This window comes from Porphyromonas sp. HMSC065F10 (genome assembly GCF_001808555.1).
In the GTDB taxonomy this organism is placed as follows: Bacteria; Bacteroidota; Bacteroidia; order Bacteroidales; family Porphyromonadaceae; genus Porphyromonas_A.
Map to the genome: position 1 here is coordinate 1 of NZ_KV793774.1, position 22,209 is coordinate 22,209.

The 22,209-nt window shown below is 58.2% G+C and carries 15 protein-coding genes, 1 tRNA gene and 1 riboswitch; of the genes, 8 read left to right on the top strand and 8 right to left on the bottom strand.

What is annotated here, in order from left to right:
- The first annotated feature begins 105 nt into the window (after positions 1 to 105).
- The 3 genes from HMPREF2890_RS03170 (at position 106) to HMPREF2890_RS03180 (ending at position 5,370) form a co-directional block, all read left to right on the top strand.
- On the top strand, positions 106 to 1,185 hold the full coding sequence (locus HMPREF2890_RS03170; protein WP_070465248.1) for an OmpA family protein: 1,080 nt from the start codon (positions 106 to 108) through the stop codon (positions 1,183 to 1,185).
- Between the two features lie 223 nt (positions 1,186 to 1,408).
- Entirely contained in the window at positions 1,409 to 4,318 is a 2,910-nt protein-coding gene (locus HMPREF2890_RS03175; protein ID WP_070465250.1) for a collagen-like triple helix repeat-containing protein, read from the top strand.
- Positions 4,319 to 4,440: 122 nt separating this feature from the next.
- Positions 4,441 to 5,370, top strand: coding sequence for a DUF5106 domain-containing protein (locus HMPREF2890_RS03180; RefSeq protein WP_083289769.1), 930 nt, complete (start codon positions 4,441 to 4,443; stop codon positions 5,368 to 5,370).
- Positions 5,371 to 5,678: 308 nt separating this feature from the next.
- On the opposite strand, the gene dprA is transcribed toward HMPREF2890_RS03180, so the two are convergent.
- From dprA to HMPREF2890_RS03220, 8 genes are all read right to left on the bottom strand, one after another.
- Positions 5,679 to 6,815, bottom strand: a complete 1,137-nt coding sequence (gene dprA, locus HMPREF2890_RS03185; protein ID WP_083289770.1) for a DNA-processing protein DprA — start codon at positions 6,813 to 6,815, stop codon at positions 5,679 to 5,681.
- Entirely contained in the window at positions 6,800 to 7,249 is a 450-nt protein-coding gene (locus tag HMPREF2890_RS03190; protein WP_070465255.1) for an acyl-CoA thioesterase, read from the bottom strand. The genes dprA and HMPREF2890_RS03190 overlap by 16 nt, the downstream gene beginning before the upstream one ends.
- A 3-nt stretch (positions 7,250 to 7,252) precedes the next feature.
- Positions 7,253 to 8,527 (bottom strand): peptidase U32 family protein, encoded by a 1,275-nt coding sequence (locus HMPREF2890_RS03195; protein WP_246825271.1) that lies wholly within the window; start codon positions 8,525 to 8,527, stop codon positions 7,253 to 7,255.
- Positions 8,528 to 8,541: 14 nt separating this feature from the next.
- Entirely contained in the window at positions 8,542 to 9,882 is a 1,341-nt protein-coding gene (gene dgt, locus HMPREF2890_RS03200; RefSeq protein ID WP_070465258.1) for a dGTP triphosphohydrolase, read from the bottom strand.
- Between the two features lie 29 nt (positions 9,883 to 9,911).
- A complete protein-coding gene (locus HMPREF2890_RS03205) occupies positions 9,912 to 10,619 on the bottom strand; it encodes an SIR2 family NAD-dependent protein deacylase (protein ID WP_070465261.1) in 708 nt (235 codons plus the stop codon).
- Positions 10,620 to 10,631: 12 nt separating this feature from the next.
- Entirely contained in the window at positions 10,632 to 12,863 is a 2,232-nt protein-coding gene (locus HMPREF2890_RS03210) for a GH92 family glycosyl hydrolase (RefSeq protein WP_070465264.1), read from the bottom strand.
- Positions 12,860 to 13,915 carry a hypothetical protein gene (locus tag HMPREF2890_RS03215; RefSeq protein ID WP_070465267.1) on the bottom strand — a complete coding sequence of 352 codons (1,056 nt, stop codon included), beginning with the start codon at positions 13,913 to 13,915 and terminating at the stop codon, positions 12,860 to 12,862. The genes HMPREF2890_RS03210 and HMPREF2890_RS03215 overlap by 4 nt, the downstream gene beginning before the upstream one ends.
- A 143-nt stretch (positions 13,916 to 14,058) precedes the next feature.
- Positions 14,059 to 14,131: transfer RNA gene (locus HMPREF2890_RS03220), tRNA-Thr, on the bottom strand.
- 180 nt (positions 14,132 to 14,311) lie between these two features.
- Positions 14,312 to 14,530, top strand: a riboswitch (cobalamin riboswitch).
- A 49-nt stretch (positions 14,531 to 14,579) separates the two neighbouring features.
- Between HMPREF2890_RS03220 and HMPREF2890_RS03225 the strand changes: the two genes are divergently transcribed.
- Genes HMPREF2890_RS03225 through HMPREF2890_RS03245 form a run of 5 tightly spaced genes read left to right on the top strand, consistent with a single transcriptional unit; the run spans position 14,580 to position 21,975 of the window.
- Positions 14,580 to 15,536, top strand: a complete 957-nt coding sequence (locus HMPREF2890_RS03225) for a sirohydrochlorin cobaltochelatase (RefSeq protein WP_070465270.1) — start codon at positions 14,580 to 14,582, stop codon at positions 15,534 to 15,536.
- On the top strand, positions 15,529 to 17,901 hold the full coding sequence (locus HMPREF2890_RS03230) for a carboxypeptidase regulatory-like domain-containing protein (protein WP_070465273.1): 2,373 nt from the start codon (positions 15,529 to 15,531) through the stop codon (positions 17,899 to 17,901). The genes HMPREF2890_RS03225 and HMPREF2890_RS03230 overlap by 8 nt, the downstream gene beginning before the upstream one ends.
- A gap of 10 nt (positions 17,902 to 17,911) precedes the next feature.
- The gene (locus HMPREF2890_RS03235) at positions 17,912 to 19,207 is read left to right on the top strand and encodes a hypothetical protein (RefSeq protein ID WP_070465276.1); all 1,296 of its coding nucleotides are present in this window, start codon (positions 17,912 to 17,914) and stop codon (positions 19,205 to 19,207) included.
- Positions 19,208 to 19,221: 14 nt separating this feature from the next.
- Complete coding sequence (locus HMPREF2890_RS03240; protein WP_070465280.1) at positions 19,222 to 20,523, top strand: hypothetical protein; 1,302 nt, start codon at positions 19,222 to 19,224, stop codon at positions 20,521 to 20,523.
- Positions 20,524 to 20,532: 9 nt separating this feature from the next.
- Complete coding sequence (locus tag HMPREF2890_RS03245) at positions 20,533 to 21,975, top strand: PepSY domain-containing protein (protein WP_070465283.1); 1,443 nt, start codon at positions 20,533 to 20,535, stop codon at positions 21,973 to 21,975.
- The last annotated feature ends 234 nt before the right edge of the window (positions 21,976 to 22,209 follow it).

Genomic DNA, 22,209 nt, shown 5'->3' on the forward strand with positions numbered 1-22,209 from the left:
CCCCTCCCAGCACATCAAAATGCGAATTAGCCGAAAGTCGCTTTCGAACCCTCCTGCAAGCACTGGTTTATCCAGGCTTTCGGTAGCCTATCGATGCCCTTTAACATGTGGTGGAACCACGACGCCCAGGCGGAGCTTCGTCGCAAGGCTGACTTCGGCGATCGTGCCAGCTGGGGCGTGGGACTTGCTGTAGGACAGCACCACAACCCCTACTTCTCTACCCGTCTTGCTCTTGACTACCACACCATCCCGGTCTTTGGTCTCAATAGGACCGATGGCGTGAAGGGTCCGTTGCAGCTCCGGGCGCTCAACCCCCACTTCGACTTCATGTTTGACCTCGTCAATTACTTCTCCTCTTACGATGAGAGTCGGGTCTTCCATGTGGTCCCCTTCGTCGGTGTTGGCTACCTCGGTACCAATATCTCTGGGTATGAGAGCTACGAGACTGCCGCTCCCTACGCTCGCGGCTACTCTCAGGGAGCCTGTGACGCCAACTTCCTCAATATCTTCAATTCGAAGGGCGTCAATAACGAGGACAACAACTTCTTCCGTGAGCTCGATCACTCCATCTCGGCCAACCTCGGACTGGATATCAATATCAACTTCCACCCGCGGGTAGCGCTCACGATCGAGCCAATGGTGCTCTTCGTCCCCGGACTGGATGCGACCGATGCTATCGGTGCTGTCCGCGGTGGACTCACCTGCAACCTCGGCGAGACGCTCTGGAATGGCGTGCAGCCGATGGACTGGGATCTCGTCAATGGACTTCAGAGTCAGATCAATGACCTCCGCAGCCAGAATGCCGAGCTCAGCAAGCGCCCCGTACGTTGCCCCGAGTGCCCTGAGGTAAAGCCCGTTGTTGCTCAGAACTACGAGAATGTCGTGTACTTCCGTATCGACAGCTCTAAGATCGACAAGAACCAGGAGATCAACCTCTACAATACCGCTGAGTACGTCAAGGCCAATAACACCCCGATCACCGTGACGGGCTATGCCGATGTACAGACCGGTCGTGCTGACTACAACATGCAGCTCTCTGAGAATCGTGCCCGCAACGTGGCCGACAAGCTCATCAGCGAGTATGGCGTCCCCTCAGAGTTGATCACCATCGACTACAAGGGATCCGACGTACAGCCTTATGATGTCAATGCGTGGAATCGCGTCGTCATCATGAAGACTAAGTGATATCACTGAGGAAGTATCCTGCTGGAGCTTTGAGTCTCCGGGGCTAAGTGTGAGTAGGATGAGGGCTAGTACAGATAGTGTACCCCTTTTTGTTGTCAATTCTTTTTGTAGTTTTGATTTTTCTTGTCACCTTTGTCCCAAGAATAGATGACGAGTGGTCGTCAGGACTTCTCTGTAAACGCAAACGATAATAGACAATATATTTATTCACAAAACAGTAATTATGAGAACAAACAAGTTTAAGATTGGCTTGCTGTCAGTTGCTGCTGTCCTCGGGCTGGGGGTCTTCTCCTCCTGCTCCAAGGACTTCCAGGGTGACATCGACGCTATCAACCAGCGTTTGGACAATCTGACAAAAAAGTTCGAGGGTGGCACCTATGTGACCAAGATCGAGAAAACAGCCAATGGTATCAAGCTCTATCCGAGCAAGGGTGACCCCATCGAGGTTACCAATGGTAAGGATGGCAATCCTGGAACCATCGTCAAGATCGGCGAGGACGGCTTCTGGTACATCGATGACCACAAGACCGACTATCCTGCTGCAGGTAAGCAGGGTCCTAAGGGTGACCCCGGCGCTAAGGGTGAGCCCGGCGCTAAGGGTGATCCCGGCGCTAAGGGTGCTGATGGAGTTTACTACGTACCCGGTACCACGGGTAATGAGAAGGGTTTCTGGGTGAAGGTTGATCCTAATACCAAGCCTGCCACTCGTACTATCACCACTGACAAGTGGCTGCCCGAGGGAACTATCTCTGCTGTTTATGAGAATGGCGTCGTTACCCTGATGAATGTTAAGGGTGCCAAGGACGGCATCGTTAAGCTTGGTCAGGCTAGCGGCTTCCAGCTGAAGTTTATCCCTTCGGTTGTTGCCGATGAGGGCGGCGCTCTGCCGATCGTTGCCGTTGGTGGTCTCTCCACTCCGTGCGAGAACGATGTAACTGCTGCTACGCGCGTTATGCTTCGCGTAAGCCCCAGCAACGTCACTGTTGACCAGATCAAGACGGATGGTATCTACGTCCGCTACAACAATCCTACGGTGCTTCGTTCTGCTAAGGCTAACCCCTCTGCAAAGTTCGTAAGCCTGAAGGATGGAGTTCTGACTGTGGACATCTCCGCACAGACCAAGTACATCAACGACGAGGCTAATAAGATTGATCAGATCGCTGTAGTTGTGCCTATGGTCAATGGTGCTGAGAATGAGTCTGACTGGGCAAAGCTTGACAAGAGTGTGATCTCTTATACGGATCTCCACCTCGCCAAGAAGTCCAACTCCAAGCTCTTCCCCAGAACTGTGGAGCGTGCTAAGACGCTTGCTAGGACTCTTGACTCTAAGTACACCGGTGCAGAGGATGAGTATCGCTACTCTGTAGTAGATCTCCAGTACGATGAGACTATCGACCTGAAGGATCAGGTGACCACTCTTCTCAAGGACAAGGGGTTTGAGGGCTTTAATGTGTATGCTCTCTCTTATGCCTTTGACCTGAAGGACGGCACCAGGGCGAACAAGGATATCACTTTCAAGCGCGGTGACAATGACACCGAGCAGCAGGAGTTCATCACTCTTGACGGATCCAAGATCTCTGCACGCGTATATGGTCAGTCATCCAACCGTGCCGCCGTTGGTCGTACCCCGATCGTCCATGTAAAGCTGATGAGCAATGACTGTGTTGTTCGTGATGCGTTCATCGTCATCAACATTGTAGAGAAGAAGATTGAGCCGACGCCCGTTGATCCTATCAACGTTGTCGTTGAGGCTTCTGATCTCTCTTGCGATGGCTTCAAGTACACGACCAATGCGAAGTGGATGAACGAGAATATCTACCACAAGGCCAACCTGCCTAAGGAGATCTTCCACAGTAAGTTCGATTGGAGTCAGGAGACTACTGGTGTCGGTACCATTTCTCAGGAGCAGGATCCCAAGGACGCTGAGTCTTACATCCTTGTATGGACTGTAACTCGTGATGAGCTCATCGATGCTCTTGGGGACAAGGACAGCGTAGAGATCTCTAAGACTGGTCACTACAAGTGGAATGGCAACGATATCGCTGTTACCTTCAAGACCACTATCAAGCGTCCTGAGTTCGACCTCGGTAAGATCACTCGTGATAACTACTGGTTCGACAACTTCTCCTACGTTCGCTTCAATACTCTGACTCCGGATCTCGGATCTGTTGATCCTACGCTCTGCACCTTCGATACTCCGTTCTCCAACGTCTTCAAGTCCAAGAAGGATGCAGGTAAGATTGTGGTAGACTTCGGTCAGGTCAATGATGGCGCTAAGGTAAGCTTTGTCTTCGACAAGAAGCAGCCCACCCTTAAGGAGGCATTCGGATATACTCTTGAGCCCAGTGCAGATGGTACCAAGCTCCTTGCTGTTAAGGAGAACATGCCCTCTGAGGTGGTTGCAACCATCGTGACAGATAAGAAGATCACCTTCGGTGACACTGAGAAGGTTACCAATACCTACGATTACGTTGTTTCTTACAATCAGAACAGCAAGATCGGTAAGCAGCTACTCAATGCTGCTGAGGAGAACATGATGGCTCGCATCCGTATTGCTGCCGAGAATGAGTGCGGTGTGCGTATGACTGTCAAGGGTCTTAAGGACGGTGACAGCTTCCTCGTTCACTTCCTCCGTCCGGTTAGCATGGATGCAGAGACAAAGAAGTTCTTTGTAGATGGTAAGGACTTTGGTGAGGAGTTCACCTGGCTTGACATTAATGATATCGTTAGTCTCAAAGACTGGCGTAATTATGTCAAGGATACCAAGGAGTATTACTTCATGCCGAAGCACGAGAACTACTTCAAGTACTACGATATCCAGTCCATCAAGATTGATACTAAGAATATCAAGCCTATTGGTCTGAAGGTCGGTGGTAATGCTGAGACAACGATCCCGGAGAACATCATCTTCAAGCAGACTGCTGACAATGAGTCTGTAGAGGTCGTTGTCAATGGTCAGAAGGTTACGAAGACTTTCCCCTACGGACGTCTCACCTATCGTAACAACGGCTCTAATATTGATGAGGGCTTTAGCATCGAGGTACCTGTAACCGTTACCTACAAGTGGGGTAAGATCAACAATGGCAAGGTTATCGTACCCGTCAAGAAGACCTCAGAGCTTCGTTCCCTTTGATTTAGCTTCATGAAATGACATAGAGCATATGCTCTAACGTCACATATTCCTTAGGAGGCACTTTCACTTCGGTGAAGGTGCCTCCTTTTTTGTTTACATTTGCCCTATATATCAGTTACGTTATGTGTCGATCTATATTTGCCGTTGTTGCGCTTTCGCTGATGCTGTCCTATGGACTCCTCTCTTGCGCAAGGGAGAAGCATACTGCCGTCTATCTCGACCAAGCGGGCGTAGCTTGGTTAGATACCGTTCCCACCCCGTCCGACCTCTCTTCGCCTGAGGAGCGGGCAGAGTACCGACTCCTTCACTATTGGGATGGGCTTGTCTTTACGGACGAGACGTATACCCACGATGCTGACTTTATGAGCCGGGTCTTTGATCGTTATGTCTCTCAGCTACCGGAGGTCGACTCTGCGACTGCTTATCCTGCTGTTATGGATCTCATGAGGCGAGCAGAGGCAGACTCCGTCGCCTATTATGTCTTTACCCACCTGGCTGACGGCCTCTATGAGCGTGGCGACTATGAGAGCTATCTGCCCTTTGCTCGTGCGATTATCGCCTCTGATTACTCTTCGGAGGACGATAAAATGATCCCGGAGTATCAGCTCTCGTTGGTCTTGAAGAACCGCCCCGGTACGCCTGCTGCCGACTTCACCTACAATACTCTTGATGGAGTGTCATCGATGAAGTCGCTTCTCGGAGTGCGCCCACTGATCCTCTTCTTCTACAACGTCCCCTGCCATACCTGCCATAGGGTTATGGCTGACATACAGTCCTCTGAGACCTTGTCTGCCGCTATCTCAGCTTGTAAGCTATCGGTGCTGACGGTGGACAAGATGGGACCCCTTGAGAAGTGGACGAGGTCCGTTAAGGACGAGCTTCCTAAGGGCTGGATCCATGGCTACAATTACACAGATCTACACGACACGGACCTCTATAACATTAAGGGTGTCCCTACGATCTACCTTTTGGACAAGGACGGCACTGTCCTGATACGCGAGGCTTCTGTTGCCTCACTCGAGCAGTGGTGCCTCGCTAATCTCTCACTCTGACTTCTCGGGTGCTATAGGCGATCTCGGAGCTGGGAGAGCTCATACGAGCTATCTGTTTCTGCGACCCCTTGAGGGTTGACTTAAGCCTATGGAGCGGCCATTCTTGCGGGTGTAGCCCTACTTCTGGTTGATGATTCTCATAGGTCTTGCCCTCTGCTTTCCGGTGAGGAGGAGAGCTGCTGGATAAGAACTATACCAGCCGGATTTATCCGGCCGTGACTAATACCGATATTAGGTGAGCCTAATATCGGTAAAAGAATTCTCTAATATCGGTATTAGAGAAATCGATCATCGGGTGGGGGTGGGGATCAGAGGGAGGTGCGCTCGTAGCGGGCGCCAGGGAGGGAGCGGACTTTGCCGGACATCTCCAGCTCGAAGAGTCGTCCGGAGAGTATGCCGGGTGACTCACCCAGCCTCATGGAGAGGTCGTTGAGCGTGAGCGTCCCTGCCTCCTGCAGTGTCGCAAGGATGGGATCCTCGTCCCCCTCTCCCTCCTCGGCAAAGGGGAGCTGCCGCTTGGTGCTGGCGTCAAGGAGGAGGCTTAGCTCCTCAAGGAGTGTCTCCGGGTCGGTGAGACAGGTGGCGCGCTGGTCGGTGAGTAGCCTATTGCACCCCTCGGAGGTGGAGTCAAAGATCCGCCCCGGCACGGCAAAGACCGATCTCCCGTAGTCAAGGGCGAGACCGGCTGTGATGAGCGCTCCGCCTCGTCGGGCACTCTCCACGACCACCGTGGCGCGAGTCATCCCGGCGACGATGCGATTACGGAGGACGAAGTGCTGCGGGAAGGCTCGGGTATGGTAGCCGTACTCCGTCACCACCCCTCCTCCGCTATGGATCATCTCTGTGGCGAGGTCTCTGTGGCGGGAGGGGTAGAGCGTGTAGTGCCCGTGCGCCACCACACCGACGGAGCGTAGGCCGTGCTTGACTGCTGCTCGGTGGGCAAGGGCGTCGACCCCATAGGCGAGTCCGCTGACGATGACCAGGTCGGGCCTTAGCTCCGCCCAGCGCCCTACCATCCGCTCGATCACATCGGCTGCGTAGGTGGTGCAGCGACGGGTGCCGACGATGGCGATCATCGGGCTGTCGACGGGGAGGGTCCCCTTGACGTAGAGGACAAGGGGCGAGTCGGCACAGTTGAGCAGGTAGTCGGGGTAGCCTTCTTCTCCATAGAAGAGTGGGGTGATCGTCTCGCCTGCTGCTGCCCTCTCGCTCAGCGTCCGGAGCTCCTCCTCAGCCCTTCGGAGGGAGTCCTCGGAGCGGATGAGTCGTGCTAAGGAGGGGCGGATGTTGGGGTTTTGCGCCAGCTCGTCTGCCGTTGCCTCAAAGATCCGCTCCGGATGATTGTCAAAGTCCTCGAGGAGGGCGTGGCTGATGGTGGAGCCGACACCCGGGAGCATCGTCAGTCGCAGGAGGGCAAGCTCGGCAGGGGTCAGTGAGAGGGACACGGGAAGGGGAGGGGCTTGAGGTGCTTGTCGCAGTAGTCCATGAGGATGTCGAAGTACTCCCCCCTCGTCAGTCGACCATCCTGCACACCGGCGACGTGGACCCGACCGGAGCAGACCACCACGCCATCGCTCTCGCGGATCACGTCCTCGTCGACCACGAGGAGGGGTCCCTTCCGGTCTATCGTGACGCCGATGACGAAGGTGTCGTCGGACCGGAGTGAGCGGTGATAGTCCAGCTCCGCATGGGTGACAAACATGTCAAATCCCTCGCCGTGCTTGCTCGAGAAGCTGTCACCGATGATGCGGAGAAATTGGTGCCGCGCGTGCTCCATGTAGTGGAGGTAATTGGCATGGTTCACCACACCCTGGATGTCGCACTCATAGTCGCGGACGATCAGGGTGGGACTGATGTAGAGATAGCTCTTGGGTGCCATGGCTCAGAAGTACTTGCTCCCCCTCTCCTTCTTCCGCTTCCTCATCACGAAGAGGCGATCCCCCGGGCGCAGCTCCTCGGGTACTTTTATGCTAAAGGGGATGCCGATCTCGTCGATGCGGCTCCTTCGCTCGGACTTGTCCCCGAGCAGCATCTGCTTTGCCTGAAAGAATACCGCCCCGGTCGTCGGACCGGTCACCAAGAGCCGCTCGCCCTCCTCGACATAGCCGGTCTCCAGCACCAGCTCCGCCACGCCGATCTTCGTATAGTAGTGGGAGACGCGGCCGATGCCCACCTTCACCTCCGTCGTGGCAGAGCCATAGTGGTCGGTCCACTCACCGAGCCGCTGACCGAGGTAGTAGCCGTCCCAGAAGCCTCGGTTGAATACCGTAGCCAGTCGCTCGTCCCAGCCGGCTATCTTATCCGCTCCGTAGCTGCTGTCTAAGTAGGCCCGGATCGCCTCGTCGTAGCACTCGGAGACCGTGCGGACGTACTCCGGACCGCGGGCGCGACCCTCGATCTTGAAGACCCGCACGCCGGCGTCGATCATCTTATTGAGGAAGTGGATCGTCTTGAGGTCCTTGGGCGACATGATGTACTTGCCGTCGACGGTGAGCTGATCACCGGTGGCATCGTCAGTGACGAGGTAGCGCCGACGGCAGATCTGATTGCACTCGCCCCGATTGGCAGACTTATTCATCTCCCCGAGGCTGAGGTAGCACTTGCCGCTCACCGCCATGCAGAGCGCTCCGTGGGCAAACATCTCGATGCGGATCGGCTCCCCCTTGGGTCCACAGATATGCTCCTCCTCTATCGCACGGTGGATCAGCTCCACCTGGTCCAGCGAGAGCTCGCGGGCAAGCACCACGACATCGGCGTAGCGGGCATAGAAGCGGAGTGCCTCGACATTGGAGATATTGAGCTGAGTGCTGAGGTGGACCTCCACCCCCTGCTCGTAGGCGTAGGCCATAGTGGCTATGTCGGTGGCTATGATGGCGGAGATGCCGGCGGCCTTGGCGGCGTCGATGATCTCGTGCATCCGCACCATATCCTCGGGGTAGATGATGGTATTGATGGTGAGGTAGCTCTTCATCCCGTGGTCACGGAGCAGGGCTGCCACCTCGGGCAGGTCCTCGAGCGTGAAGCTCTTGGAGGAGTGGGCCCGCATATTGAGCCCCTCGATGCCGAAGTAGGCGGCATCGGCACCACCCTGGATCGCTGCCATAAGCGACTCCCGGCTGCCGGCCGGTGCCATGATCTCGAAGTCTTTTCTTTCCATTAATATCCTTTTGCTTAGATGGCGGGCAGGCTCATGCCGGTAAACTTGCGGTAGAGGTCGAGGGCGTAGACATCGGTCATGCCGCTGATGTAGTCGAGGGCGGACTGGATCTTGCCGTAGAGCGTCGGTGACGACATGTCGTACTGCGAGGGGATGCGATTAAACCAGAGCTTGGAGTAGGCTCGCTCCGGATGGCGCTGTGCCTCGATCAGGTTGTCTAAGAGTGAGGAGAAGATCCGAAATCCCGCCAGCTCAATGTCGAGCACCTCGCCGGCGTAGTAGATGCGGTCAAAGGCGACCTCCCGCGCCTCCCTGTACGCCTCCCGCTGTCGCTCCTCCATGGCACCGATCAGGCTGCCGTGGAAGGTGCCGCTCAGGATCTCCTCCCGGTGGGCGAGGAAGGTGTCGATGGCGGAGAGGGTGAGACGATTGACTACCTTGCCACGGAGGTAGGCGATCTGCTCGTTGTCGTCCGAGAGCCGACCGATCACCCTACCGGCCTCCTCCCGCTCTGTGTCGGTGAGGAAGGGGTAGAGCAGCTCGCTGCACTCCTCCTGTGAGAGGATCTTAAGCTTGTATGCATCCTCGAGATCCATGATCTGGTAGCAGATGTCGTCCGCCGCCTCGACTAAGTAGACAAGTGGGTGACGAGCGTACTCGGGGTGCTCGCTCTCCTCGCCCTCCTCGCTGAGCGCAGGCAACCCGAGCTTCTGCGCTACTCGGTGTAGCGTCTCCTCCTCGCTCGCAAAACAGCCAAACTTCCCCGTCTCACACTCCTTGGCGGAGGTGTAGGGGTACTTGATGAAGGAGCCTATCGTGGCGTAGGTGAGGCCATAGCCGCCGGGGCGTCTGCCGCAGAAGGTGTGGGTCAGTAGGCGGAGACCATTGGCATTGCCATCGTAGTGGACAAAGTCGGTCCAGCGGCCGCCCTCCGCCTCGAGGCTCTCCCGCCAGCGGGTGCCGGCACCCTCGGTGAAGTAGGCGTGGATGGCCCGCTCCCCGGCGTGACCAAAGGGAGGATTGCCCATGTCGTGCGCCAGGCAGGCAGCGGAGACGACGGTGCCGACGTCGGAGAAGTCGAAGGGCAGCTCCGGCTCCTCAGCCTTGACAGCACGGCCGATGGCATTGCCGAGCGAGCGGCCGACGCAGGAGACCTCGAGCGTGTGGGTGAGGCGGTTGTGGACAAAGATCTGCCCCGGGAGGGGGAAGACCTGCGTCTTATTCTGCAGCCGGCGGAAGGGGGCACTGAAGATCAGTCGGTCGTAGTCCCTCTGGTAGTCGGTTCGCCCGGGCTGCTCGGCCGCCGACTCCTCCTGACCAAAGCGCTCACTCGCCATGAGTTGCGCCCAGTCCATCCGCTTTCTCTTATCCTCTGTCATGGTGCTCAGAGATTTCGCTCCCTCAGGAGGTCAACAAAGTGGCGCACGCCGGCTGAGGCGCCCTCGTGGATCTGCTCAAAGTCGCCCGGCACCGGCACCGGCTTGGGGTCAATGAGGAACTTCGGGATCCCGCTCGGGGCGCAGGTGGAGAGACCGGCGGCGGGATAGACGACGAGGCTGGTGCCGATGATGAGGAAAATGTCTGCTGCCATAGTGGCGCGGATCGCATCGCTCATGCGGGGGACCCCCTCACCGAAGTAGACGATGAAGGGACGCAGCCGGCGCCCACTGCGGTCGGTGGCATCGATGGCCATCTCCAGCTTGCCGTCCGGGAGGGGAAGCGGTGTCTCCGGGTCGTCCATGGTGCAGCACTTCATCAGCTCGCCATGGAGATGGATCACGTGGCTGCTCCCTGCCCGCTCATGGAGGTCGTCGATATTCTGCGTCACGATGGTGACGTCGTAGTCCTGCTCCAGCTCAGCGAGGAGCTTGTGTCCGGCATTGGGCTGAGCGGCAGCGCAGCCGAGGCGGAGCTTATTGGCGAAGCGGATGCAGCGTGCGGGGTCCCGCAGGATCGCCTCATGGGTAGCCACCTCGGCGACAGGCTCATTCTCCCACAGCCCGTCAGCGTCGCGAAAGGTGCTGAGCCCGCTCTCGGCACTCATGCCGGCGCCGGTGAGCACCACCAATCTCTTTTTATTTCCTTGACTCATAGTCCTTGTCTCTCAGAAGTCTCGGGGCTCGCTCCCCATATAGATGTCGAGGATCCCCCCGCGAGCGATGTCCTCATAGTCGAGGTAACGCTTGGTGTAGTCACCGCCATTGAGCCGGATCCTCTGGATGTAGATATTCTCCGCACTATTGTCGTGCACGCGGATGGTGAAGTGCCCGTCTCGCACGCTCAGCTCTGCTGCATCGATGATAGGGCTGCCGAAGTAGTAGCGCCCGCCCGCCGGCTCCACCTGATAGAGCCCGATGGCGGTGAGGAGGAGCCAGGCACTCATCTGCCCCGCATCCTCATTACCCGACAGCCCGTCCGGTGCCGCATGGTACAGCTCCGTCATCACTTGGCGGAGGAGTGGTGCCGCCTTGGACTGCCTGCCGAGGACACTGTAGAGGTAAATGGTGTGGTGGCTCGGCTCATTGCCGTGGGCATACTGACCGATCAGGCCGGATATGTCGGGGGATGCATCGGCACCGGTGAGGTCGGAGGAGATGGAGAAGAGGCTATCCAACTTGGCGATCAGCCGCTCCTCTCCGCCGAAGCAGCCCGCCAGCCCCTCCACATCCTGCGGGACGAGGAAGGTGTACTGCCACGCATTGCCCTCGCAGTAGTCGTCGTCGCGGTGCTTGGAGGCGGTGGGGTCAAAGGGGGTGTGCCACTCGCCATCGCTGCCCTTGCCCCTCATAAAGCCGGTCACCGGGTCGAAGAGGTGGTGGTAGGACTTGCTCATCTTGAGGAAATAGGTGTAGTCCTCCTCGTGCCCAAGGTGCTTTGCTGCCTCAGCAAGGGCGGCATCGGCGATCGCATACTCCATGTCGTAGGCGACGCTCTCGCCCATCTTGTCGTAGGGGATGTAGCCGTACTCACGGCGGAGATCCTTCCCCCGCTCGTTGAGGAGGGCGGTCTTCTTCAGTTCCTGGTAGACCGAGTCGGGCTCCTCGCAGAGATCCTTCACGATCGCATCAGCAAGCACACAGATGCCGGGGTCGCCCACCATCGTATTGGTCTCATTGGCATAGAAGTGCCAGACCGGCACCTTGCCTCCCTCGCTCGAGATCGCTGTCATCGTGCCGACGATGTCCCTCATGCGGTCGGTCTGAGTCAGCGTGAAGAGCGGGTGATAGGCTCTGTAGGTATCCCAGAGGGAGAAGGTCGATCGGGTCGTGTAGCCCGGGTCGGCGTGCTTGGTAAAGTCGGCGCCAAGGTACGACCCATCCACATTGCTATAGTCGGAGGGGGTGATGAGGGTGTGGTACAGGGCGGTGTAGAGGGTGACGAGGGTGGCGGAGTCGCTCGCTGCGATACGCATCCGACCCAGCTCCTCCTCCCACGCCTCGTCAGCGGCCTTGCGGACGCTGTCGAAGTCCCACCCGGGGCACTCGGCTGCCATATTGGCCCACGCATCCTCGGTGGAGGTGGGGGAGAGGGCGACCTTTAGGAGGACCGGCTCCGTCGGCTGAGCCAGGTGGATGTAGGCATAGTTGTAAGGCACGTCGCTCTCCTTTCCCGGCGTGGGGTTCGTGCCGTAGTCGATGGTGCGGATCGGGGTGGAGAGCTCAGCAGCGAAGTAGACCCGCTGATCCTTTGCCCAGCCGGTGGAGTAGCGGTAGCCCTCCACTCTCGTGTCGCTCACTTGCTTTACCTCGCCCTTGGTCAGCCGGTCCCAGTTTCCCCCATTGGCAAGGTCCCAGATGATCGCCGGCTGCTCTGCTCCCTCGGGGAAGGCGTACCGGTGCAGTCCCACCCGACTTGTCGCCGTCAGCTCTACGTCTATGCCGTATCGGGTGAGCCGGGTGGCGTAGTAGCCCGGGCGGACCACCTCACGGCTCCGGTCGGAGTAGCTCCACTGACCGCTCGCCGGATCGTCCGCCGTCCCTCGCCCCGGAGTCACCTCGCCCGTCACCGGCATTACCGTCAGGTCGAGGAGGTCTCCGATGCCGGTCCCGCTCATATGGGTGTGGGAGAAACCTATGATCGTGCTGTCGGAGATGTGGTAGCCGCTGCACCAGTCCCAGCCCTCCGTGACGGAGGTGGGACCGAGCTGGACCATCCCGAGCGGGACACTCGCACCGAGGAAGACGTGCCCGTGACCTCCTGTCCCGATCCAGGGATCCACGAGATCGGTTAGCTTGGTCGGATAGTCGGGTGCGCCCTCTTCTACGGTCTTGTGGCAGCTGAGTGTCAGGAGGAGGGTCATCACCGCCGGGAGGGTGAGGATTATCTTATAGCTCATGATTGAAATAAATCTTGGGTGTCGTCACTTGTCTCTGAGAGGCGTAGGGGGATAAAGATGTAGGCATCCTCCTCCGTCAGCCCAAGGCTGCAGAGGTACTCAGCGTCCTCAGTGGCCATGATGGAGAGGAAAGGGATCGCCTCCTCCATCCCCTCGTGCATAGACGGGTGGGGGAAGAAGAGTGGTCGCTCCGGTTCATCCGGATCTAACTTGGGCGGAGCCTCCAGCCTGTAGAGCTTCTCCGCCCCACGATTGTCCCTCAGTAGGCAGGCCTTGAAGGGCTTGGGTGTGCGGGTGTCCGCATCAAGGAGGCTGTCTGAGTCGGCTTGCCGGTAGAGCCGATCCATATTCTCGTCATCGTAGCGCAGGAGGATGCCGTGCGTCCGCCGCTCCGAGAGACTGTCCATCGTCTCGTCACCGACCAGTATCATCAGCAGATCCTCCGGGAGGATCCCCTTCTCCCTCATCTCCATCTGCGCCGTCTCTCCCACGTCCGTCCGGTCATCAATGATGGCGAAGAGCTCCTCCGGGATCGCTTCGGACCGGCGTCTCTCCTTCTCCTCCCCACGGGGGTCCTCATCTGCGAGCACCTCACCGGTCATCAGAGCCACGATAGGCATGCCATCCATATAGCCGTCACGGTAGGCCTGGAGGGCGATGTCATCCCCCAGGCTCTCCAGCAGGCTCTTTTCCTCATCCGTGGTCCATATCAGCATGGGGTAGAGATCCCGCAGCCCCGGGATGTCGGACTGTGGCAGAGATAGGAGCAGCCGACGCGGCTCGGCGGTGTCATCGGACTCATAGAGGACTGCGCGGAACTTGCGGGGAAGCACATTGTAGCCCGCACTCCGCTCCTTGCGGTCCGCCTTGGAGACCAATTGACGAAAGTACTCCTCGGTCTGCAGGAAGATCTCGAAGTGGCGCTGCCCGAGGGCAAACATATCAAGCCGCAGATCCGGGCGGGTCAGGTAGAGTACCTGATCGGGCCAGATGTTTTGCGATCGGAGGATCTCTTTCATCTCCGGGGAGAGCATTTGGAGGATATTTGCCATAGCGTGGGGGCTGTAGTGTGATAGTCTGTGTAGGACTGCCGATGCGGTCCTTCTCGCAAATATACCCTTACTACCCGCCACCTCCAAAAAAGTGAGAGCGCCCACGGATAAAAATCATCCGCAGACGCTCTCGGGGGAGGGAGAGCCGAAAACGAGACTCGAACTCGTGACCTACGCATTACGAATGCGTCGCTCTACCAACTGAGCTATTTCGGCAAGGGACAGCCTCTTAGAGTGCCACCCGCCCCACCTCTCACCTGGGGTAAGGCTCCGCAAAGGTACGAAATTATCTCTCTCCGGCAATGTGTCACTTCCACCTCACGATGCGAATTAGCCAGTGCATGGGTGACGGCGGTGAGGTCTTAACATTAGTTGGCGAGGGGGGGTTTTTAGTGTACCTTTGTCGTGAGCTATGGTGCGATGCGCTCTCAGCCTGAGGCGCGCATCCCATCACAAGAGGGAAGTCCGGTGCGAGTCCGGCACAGTGCCCGCTACTGTATTCCTCCATTAGGCTGCTTGCCATTCTTTATTACCACTGTCGACCGAGTCGATGGGAAGGTACGCAAGCAAGACCGGAGGTGAGTCAGGAGACCTGCCATGGCTGTAAGATAATTTTTCGGATCCCGCTCGGGGGCAAGTGGGTCGGATGTTTTTCATACACGTTATGAGTAAGACATACCGTCTTATCCTCTTTGGTGTACTCTGTATGCTATTCTCTAATGTAGTTGTTAGGGGTGAGGAGAAGATATTTGTGGAGAGTCCGCTCTTTGACTCCCTCAGAGAGGGAGAGAGAGGGGCGATACTGATGGTTCACTTTGGCACCACACACGATGACACCCGTGTGCGGACGCTTGACGCACTCAATCACGCAGTCGGAGCCGCTTTCCCCGGCATAGAGCTATGCGAGGCCTACTCCTCGCGGATCGTCTGCAAGCGGCTTCGTGACCGAGGGATCGATAAGCTCTCGCCTATGGAGGCGATGGATAAGCTCCGGGCGGAGGGGGTGACCCATCTGCTGATCGTCCCGTCTCAGGTGATCTATGGGCTGGAGATGAAAGCCTTAGAGCAGGAGGTGGAGCAGCGGCGGGGCGACTTCCGGGAGATCCGCCTGACGACGCCACTCCTCTTCTACGAGAAGGACTACCGAGAGCTGATCGATCGGGTGTTGGTACCATTGGCGAAGGATAGGGATACCGCTTACCTCTTGGTGGGGCACGGCACCTACGACAGCTCCACAGCGCAGTATGCGATGCTGGACCACTTCCTGATGGATCGAGGACTCTCGCAGATCATTGTCGGTTGCATTGAGGGCTACCCCTACTACGATCAGGCGCTCAGGCGTCTCCGTGCCACCGGACTCCGGAGGGTCTGCCTTATGCCACTGATGATGGTGGCGGGCGAGCATGCCAAGCACGACATCTCCGACGAGTGGGCCACCGCCCTGCGTGACGAGGGCTATGAGGTGACCGTGGATGCCCGAGGGCTGGGAGAGCTGCCAGAGGTGCAGGAGCTGGTGGTGGAGCGGGCACGCTTCTTTGCTCACTATCGCCGCCTCCTGATCGGGGAGAAGAAAAAGATCTATGAGAAAACCGGTGTCAAGCTGAGTGCTGAGGATGAGTAGGCCAATGCGATGGGCGATCGGTCTCCTGCTGCTCCTCTGCTCCCTCGCTGCTGAGGCGACGGAGGTGCTTCGGGGACGTGTGACAGACACGGAGGGGAGGCCGATGCCGGGTGTCACCATCAGGGTACGACCTCTGCAGGAGAGCAAGGTCGTCGTGGCGATGGTGACCAATAAGGAGGGAAGGTACAGCTTTTCTCTTGCCCCCGGCGACTATCGGGTGACTGCCGGACTGATGGGCTACAGGGAGGAGACGAGGTCGGTGTCCCTCCCGATGAGAGAGACGGTAGACTTTGTCCTCAAGGAGGATCCAAAGCTGCTCGGCGAGGTGGTGGTGCTCGCTCCCTCGCACGAGCGCGCCTTACAGCATCAGGCGCTCTCCGCCATGAGTCTCGACGTCAGCTCCGTGATCTCCTCCCTCAGCAGCCTCAGCGACTTGGTGGGGCAGTCCTCCGGGGTCAATGTCCGTGGTCAGGGAGGGCTGGGCTCAGGCGTGGAGCTGTCGATCAATGGTCTCGGTGGTCAGGCGATCCGCTACTTCATCGACGGGGTCCCGCTCTCCTCCCGCGGGAGTGGTCTTAGCCTCGAGACGCTGCCGGCCAATATCGTTGACCGAATAGAGATCTACAAGGGCGTGGTCCCCCCGGAGCTGGGGATGGATGCGCTCGGGGGGGCGGTGAATATCATCACCAGGAAGAGCCGGGCGAGCTTCTTGGATGCCTCCCTGAGATTTGGCTCCTTCGGCACCATCGGTGCAGATCTGCACGGACAATATCGCCATGCAGCGAGCGGGCTTACGCTTCGCCCCACGCTGAGCTGTCTCTCCAGTCGGAATAACTATACGATGAAGGGGGTGTCGGTCTGGGATGAGGAGGCGTACGACTTCGTCCGGAGGGACCTCCCCCGCTTCCACGATGGGTACCGCACCCTCACCGCCGGGGTGCAGCTCGGGGTGACTCAGGTGCGGTGGGCCGATGAGGCACTCCTCGGGGTGCAGTACACCGGGAGTGACAAGGAGATCCAGACCGGGTTTATGCAGACCCTCGTGATAGGCGAGGCGACCAGGCGACGGTCCGACCTGAGCCTCACAGGCAGGTATGCCAAGAAGGATCTGCTGACCCCGGGACTCTCGGCTCAGATCGATGCCGCTGTCGCGAGAGATCACATGCTGCTCGCTGACACCACCTACAGGAAGTATTCGTGGGACGGCACCTCCGTAGAGACCAATTACAGTGAGGTGACCCGCCGGGGGAAGGCACTCCGTCACACGCTCCGTCCCGGTCTCTCGGCGCGAGTCAATCTCTCCTATGACCTGAGGAAATGGGGGAAGCTCAACTTCAATTACCAGCTCTCTCTTGTCGAGAACCATCGCTACGACGACTACGACACCTCTTTTGACGAAACGAAGGACCGGATGGCACGGCACATTCTCGGCCTCTCCTACGGCGGCTACCTCCTCAACGGCAGGCTCCATGCGCTCACTTTCGTCAAGGACTACCTCTACACCGTCTCCATAGGTCAGTCTGACCTCGAGTGGCTCACCGGCTCGACCGACGTGCCCTCTCACTTTACGAAGAATAACATCGGCTATGGTCTCGGGCTGCGGTATGCCCCGCTGGAGGCGCTGTCGGTAAAGGGCTCCTTTGAGTACGCCACGCAGCTCCCGTCTGCCCGCGAGCTGATGGGTAATGGGATCACCATTTATCCCAATTTCAAGCTCCGCCCCGAGAGAGCATACAACCTCAACCTTGTGCTCTATGGCCAGACCGCCCCGGCGCAGAGCCATTTCCTCAATTACGAGGCGACGCTCTTCTACCGCGATGTGCACGACTTCATCCACCGGGTGGTCCATAGCGATGTGGAGAGCCAGTATGAGAATATCGGCACCTCCCGGATCGTCGGGCTGGAGGGGGAGCTGAGGTACACCTACGACTCCCTCCTGGACATCACGCTCAATGGCACCTACACCGATGAGCGGGACCGGACAAGGCAGGATCGCTACGGCAAGACCAATGCCACCTACGGCTACCGGATCCCCAATCGCCCCTGGCTCTACGGCAATCTGATCACCGGACTGACCATGAGGGAGCCCTTTGGGATCAATATGAGCAAGATCCGGCTCAATCTCTCCCTCGGGTACATCAAGTGGTTTTACCTCACCTGGGCAGCCTTTGGCTCCCGTGAGTCTAAGGCGATCATCCCCAGCCAGTACAATCTCTCCGGAGGGGTCACGTGGTCCTTCCGCCACAATAGATACTCCATCTCGCTGCAGGGCGACAACCTCCTGGATCGTCCGCTCTACGACAACTATATGCTGCAGAAGCCGGGGCGCTCCGTCTACTGCAAGCTCCGTCTATTCCTCAATTAATCACGACATCATGAAGAAAAACTTCGCAACACTCCTTATCTCCTCACTCCTGACCCTCGGTCTCCTCTCCTCCTGCGGGGAGGACACCCCTGATCCTACGCCTACGCCTGTAGAGGCGGAGGGCTTCGACCTCTGGATCCCGGTCAAGGGAGCCACCGGCAAGACTCAGAAGGAGTATGACCAAAATATCATCGTCCGTGCCAAGGATCTCACGAAGGGGACGATCTCCATCACCGGGAAAGGCGCCGATACGGGTGGTACGTCACTCACCCCACACATCATCTATAGGGACGGCTATTACTACGGTGTATCGAGGGAGGGCAACTTCGGGAAGTTTGAGGTCGGTGCCACGGTCCGGACGATCAAGGAGTTTCCACTGCCGATGATCAAGGATCGGCAGTTCTCCCACGCCTGGTTCGATCGGAAGACGGTCGTGCTGGTCGGCTCCACCGGTAAGCAAAAGGAGGTCTCCTGGGCGAGGATCGATACGCAGGAGATGAAGCTCCTCGACTCCGGCACACTGGCCCTGAAGGCTCCGGCTGTGGATGAGATTTTCTGTGCCAGTGGTCTCCTCGGCTATCGCCGGTCGGATAATACACTCATCTTCCCCCACATCTACATCTCCAAGAAGCGCAGTGACCGAGCAAAGATGCTCCGCGGAGAGATCTACGTCGCCTTCATCGACGCGGCGACGATGCAGGTGAAGTCGGTCGACACCGATAAGCGGGCGGACTGGCTCGGATCTATGTCCTTTGGGGACAATAGGACCTGCAACACCTTTACCGACAAGGCGGGAAACTTCTACTTCGTGGCCGCCAAGATCCTCAAGGAGACGACGAGACCAAGTACCACAGCACAGCGGAGCCTTATCCTCCGCGTCAATAGCGGTGCTATGGAGACAGACAAGTCCTACGACGCCTACGATCAGCCTCGGGGCAAGATCATCGATCTTACTCCGGTCAGCGACGATGAGGTGATGCTCTACGTCCAGGATCCCAAGCAGGCTACGCCCGGCAATCCCATCTGGGACTCGGCAAAGAATAGGTACGTCTTCTTCTGGCAGATCCTGAACCTCCGCACCCACAAGGTACGCCGCATCGAGGGCGTACCCCTCTCTGTCGGCAACTTCAGCCACTTCGCCGCACCCTCGGGAGGCAAGGTCTTCCTCGGTGCCAATGTGGCGAGCGGCAATAGCTGCATCTACATCTACGACCTCAAGAGTGGCAAGGTGTCCAAGGGCGCTGAGCTGGAGGCCGGCTTTGAGATCGAGCGTATAGTCCCGGTCTATCGTAAATCCATTAAGTAACTCACAATATCGTTATGAAACTCAAGAATATACTCATCACCCTCATCGTCGCTCTTGCGACTCTCTCCCTCTCCTCCTGCGAGGAGTCAGGGAAGGATACTCCCAACCCCGCCGAGGAGACCGGATCGATCGACCTCTGGATCCCCCTCAATGATCTCAGTGGCTCCATGAAGGGCCAGGATGCCTACGTCATCCTGAAGGCGGACGACCTCTCCAAGGGGACCCTCAGCGTGGAGGGCAAGGGTGCCGACATCAGCGGCACATCCCTCACGTCCAATGTGGTCTACCGTAACGGCTACTACTATAGTGTCTCGCGAGCAGGCAACTTCGGGAAGTTTAGGATCACCGGCACCGCCGCCGAGATGATCAAGGAGATCCCTACGCCTCAGGTACTCGACCGTCGCTTCGCTCACGCCTGGATCAACGACAGCCACATCGTGCTGATGGGGTCGGCCGGCGATGATAAGCGGGCGGTCAATTGGGTGCTCATCAATACCGACGAGATGCGGGTGGAGAAGGAGGGACAGCTTGAGCTGGAGGCTCCGCAGGAGAATGAGCAATTCAACTCCAGTGGCCTCCTCGGCTACCGCAAGTCGGATAACACCCTCATCTACGTCTATGTCTATATGCCCCTGAGCAAGAAGTCCAAGCTCCTCCGGGAGCGTCGCAACGAGTACTATGTGGCATTCATCGACGCATCTACGATGAAGGTCAAGAAGGTCGAGAGCGATAGCCGCGCCGGCTTTATCGGCTCCACCTCCTATGGCGACACGCAGACCCGCCACACCTTCACCGATGCGGAGGGCAACTTCTACTACATCGCCTGCGACATCCTGATGGAGGATGGCGTCAAGCCCGGCTCCTCATCCTCGACCCGTCAGGCAAGTAAGCTCTTCCGTGTCAAGAGTGGCGAGACCGCCATTGACAAGAGCTACGAGGGCTATGGTCAGGAGCGCGGTAAGATCGTGGACATGGCTCTGCTCAATGACAATGAGCTCCTCCTCTACGTCCAGGATCCGAAGCAGGCCACGCCCGACAATCCTACCTGGAACTCAAAGACCAACCCCTATGTCTTCTTCTATCAGGTGCTCAACTTCCGCACCCACACGGTGAAGCGTCTGACGGACATCCCGCTCTGCAGAGGATCCTTTGCTCAGGGAGCTGACGTGAGAGACGGCAAGGCCTATATCGGTGCCAATGTGAATGATGACCCCAGTGCCCGCTTCTACGTCTACGACATCAAGAGTGGTAAGGTGACGAAGGGAGCCGACCTCGCCTCCGGCTACGAGATCAGCCGGGTCATGTCGGTGAAGTAATCCCCCGCAATGAAGCACTGGAAGCAACTGCATCGGATCCTCGGGACGATCCTCGCGCCGCTCTTTGTCCTCTGGCTCATCTCCGGGTCGGTGATGATCTTCAGCAGCTATCCCCGGCTGGGGGATGCGGCTGACAGGGTCGCCGACACCATCCCGGAGCTGCTGCCACCCTTAGACAGCGTGAGGAGTCGCCTGCCGGAGGGGGAGCGCTGTACGGCGCTCGCTCTCGGCACCACCTATGGCGTCCCCACCTTTACCATCGAGACCGACTCGGGGACGAGGCTGACGCTGAGAGCCGACAGTACGCTCGCCCCGGTGGATCCCAAGGCGATGCCCGAGGAGTGGTGCCGAAGCTATGCGGGTCGCTTCAGCAGCTACCCGATAGCGCACATCGACACGCTCCGGAGCATCGACACCTGGACCGCCTATGAGCGGAATAAGAAGGAACTGCCGATCTACCGCTTCGTCTTCGATGACCCGGAGGGGACCTGGCTCTACCTCTCGGGAAAGAGTGGGAGGGCGCTCCAGTGCTGCACCAAGCGAGAGCGGATCGTCTCCTCGCTGGGGACCGTCCCCCATATGTTTTACTACCCCGGGCTGCGGAGCAATAGATCGCTCTGGGTCTGGGTGGTCAGCCTCCTCGGTGGACTGGGCGGGGTGATGTGCCTCAGCGGACTGGTGGTGGGGATCCATATGCTGATCCGCCACTACAGGCGCCGGCACCGTCTCGGCAGTCCATACCGTGGGACCTTCCGCTGGCACCACATCGCCGGTTGCCTCTTCGGTCTCTCCCTGATGCTCTTCGCCCTCAGTGGAGCCTCTTCGCTCATTGACCTCTCGGACTTCCCGACACCGAGGCACGACAAGAGTCTCGCCAAGCGGTCGCGGGCGGAGGATCCGGTTGACCTCTCCCTCTTCGCCACCGACTATCGTAAGCTCGCTGCACGGACCGGGGTCACGGGGATTGCCTGGCGTCAGTACGGCACCAAGCCCTACTATGAGGTGACCTACGGAGAGAGGAGTGAGACCCTCGACGGGAGTGACCCGAGCCTGGCACCGCTGTGGCTCACGGAGAGTGATCTGCGGAGCAAGCTGGAGCCGGTCTTTGGCAGTCCGATGAGGATCGAGCTGATCGATGAGTATGACAATTACTACGCCTACAATCGGGGAGACTACGAGCTGCCGATCTATCGGGTGAGTGTCGAGGACGCAGATGGGAGCCGGCTCTATGTCAGCCCCACCGGTGGCTACTCGCGCTACTTCAGTCGCAACGATCGGCTGCAGAAGTGGCTCTACCCCTTCTGCCACAACCTGAGGTCAAAGTTCTTCTCCGAGCATGGGACGATCCGCCTTGTGGCGATGCTGACGCTCGTGCTGGGCGGACTGGTGGTCTCCGTGACCGGAGTGGTGATGGGGTGGCGCTACCTGAGGCGGCTGACTCGACGAAAGTAAGGTCCTCGTAATCTGTGACCTATGCTTAGTTATGCTACCGATACCGGAACTGCTGCACGGAGAGCAGGTGGAGACGCCCTCAGACTAATACCGATATTAGATTTGTCTAATACCGGTATTAGAGAAACCTAATATCGGTATTAGACAAATCTAATATCGGTAAAAGAATTAGGGGTCCACACCCTGCTGAGAGCCGGCCCTCCCGGGGCGGGTGACAGATAGACCCGGATCACG

Coding starts and splice junctions, on each gene's coding strand:
- HMPREF2890_RS03170 (WP_070465248.1), top strand. CDS start 106: ATGTGGTGGAACCACGACGCCCAGGCGGAGCTTCGTCGCAAGGCTGAC.
- HMPREF2890_RS03175 (WP_070465250.1), top strand. CDS start 1,409: ATGAGAACAAACAAGTTTAAGATTGGCTTGCTGTCAGTTGCTGCTGTC.
- HMPREF2890_RS03180 (WP_083289769.1), top strand. CDS start 4,441: ATGTGTCGATCTATATTTGCCGTTGTTGCGCTTTCGCTGATGCTGTCC.
- HMPREF2890_RS03190 (WP_070465255.1), bottom strand. CDS start 7,249: ATGGCACCCAAGAGCTATCTCTACATCAGTCCCACCCTGATCGTCCGC.
- HMPREF2890_RS03195 (WP_246825271.1), bottom strand. CDS start 8,527: ATGGAAAGAAAAGACTTCGAGATCATGGCACCGGCCGGCAGCCGGGAG.
- dgt (WP_070465258.1), bottom strand. CDS start 9,882: ATGGACTGGGCGCAACTCATGGCGAGTGAGCGCTTTGGTCAGGAGGAG.
- HMPREF2890_RS03205 (WP_070465261.1), bottom strand. CDS start 10,619: ATGAGTCAAGGAAATAAAAAGAGATTGGTGGTGCTCACCGGCGCCGGC.
- HMPREF2890_RS03210 (WP_070465264.1), bottom strand. CDS start 12,863: ATGAGCTATAAGATAATCCTCACCCTCCCGGCGGTGATGACCCTCCTC.
- HMPREF2890_RS03215 (WP_070465267.1), bottom strand. CDS start 13,915: ATGGCAAATATCCTCCAAATGCTCTCCCCGGAGATGAAAGAGATCCTC.
- HMPREF2890_RS03225 (WP_070465270.1), top strand. CDS start 14,580: ATGAGTAAGACATACCGTCTTATCCTCTTTGGTGTACTCTGTATGCTA.
- HMPREF2890_RS03230 (WP_070465273.1), top strand. CDS start 15,529: ATGAGTAGGCCAATGCGATGGGCGATCGGTCTCCTGCTGCTCCTCTGC.
- HMPREF2890_RS03235 (WP_070465276.1), top strand. CDS start 17,912: ATGAAGAAAAACTTCGCAACACTCCTTATCTCCTCACTCCTGACCCTC.
- HMPREF2890_RS03240 (WP_070465280.1), top strand. CDS start 19,222: ATGAAACTCAAGAATATACTCATCACCCTCATCGTCGCTCTTGCGACT.
- HMPREF2890_RS03245 (WP_070465283.1), top strand. CDS start 20,533: ATGAAGCACTGGAAGCAACTGCATCGGATCCTCGGGACGATCCTCGCG.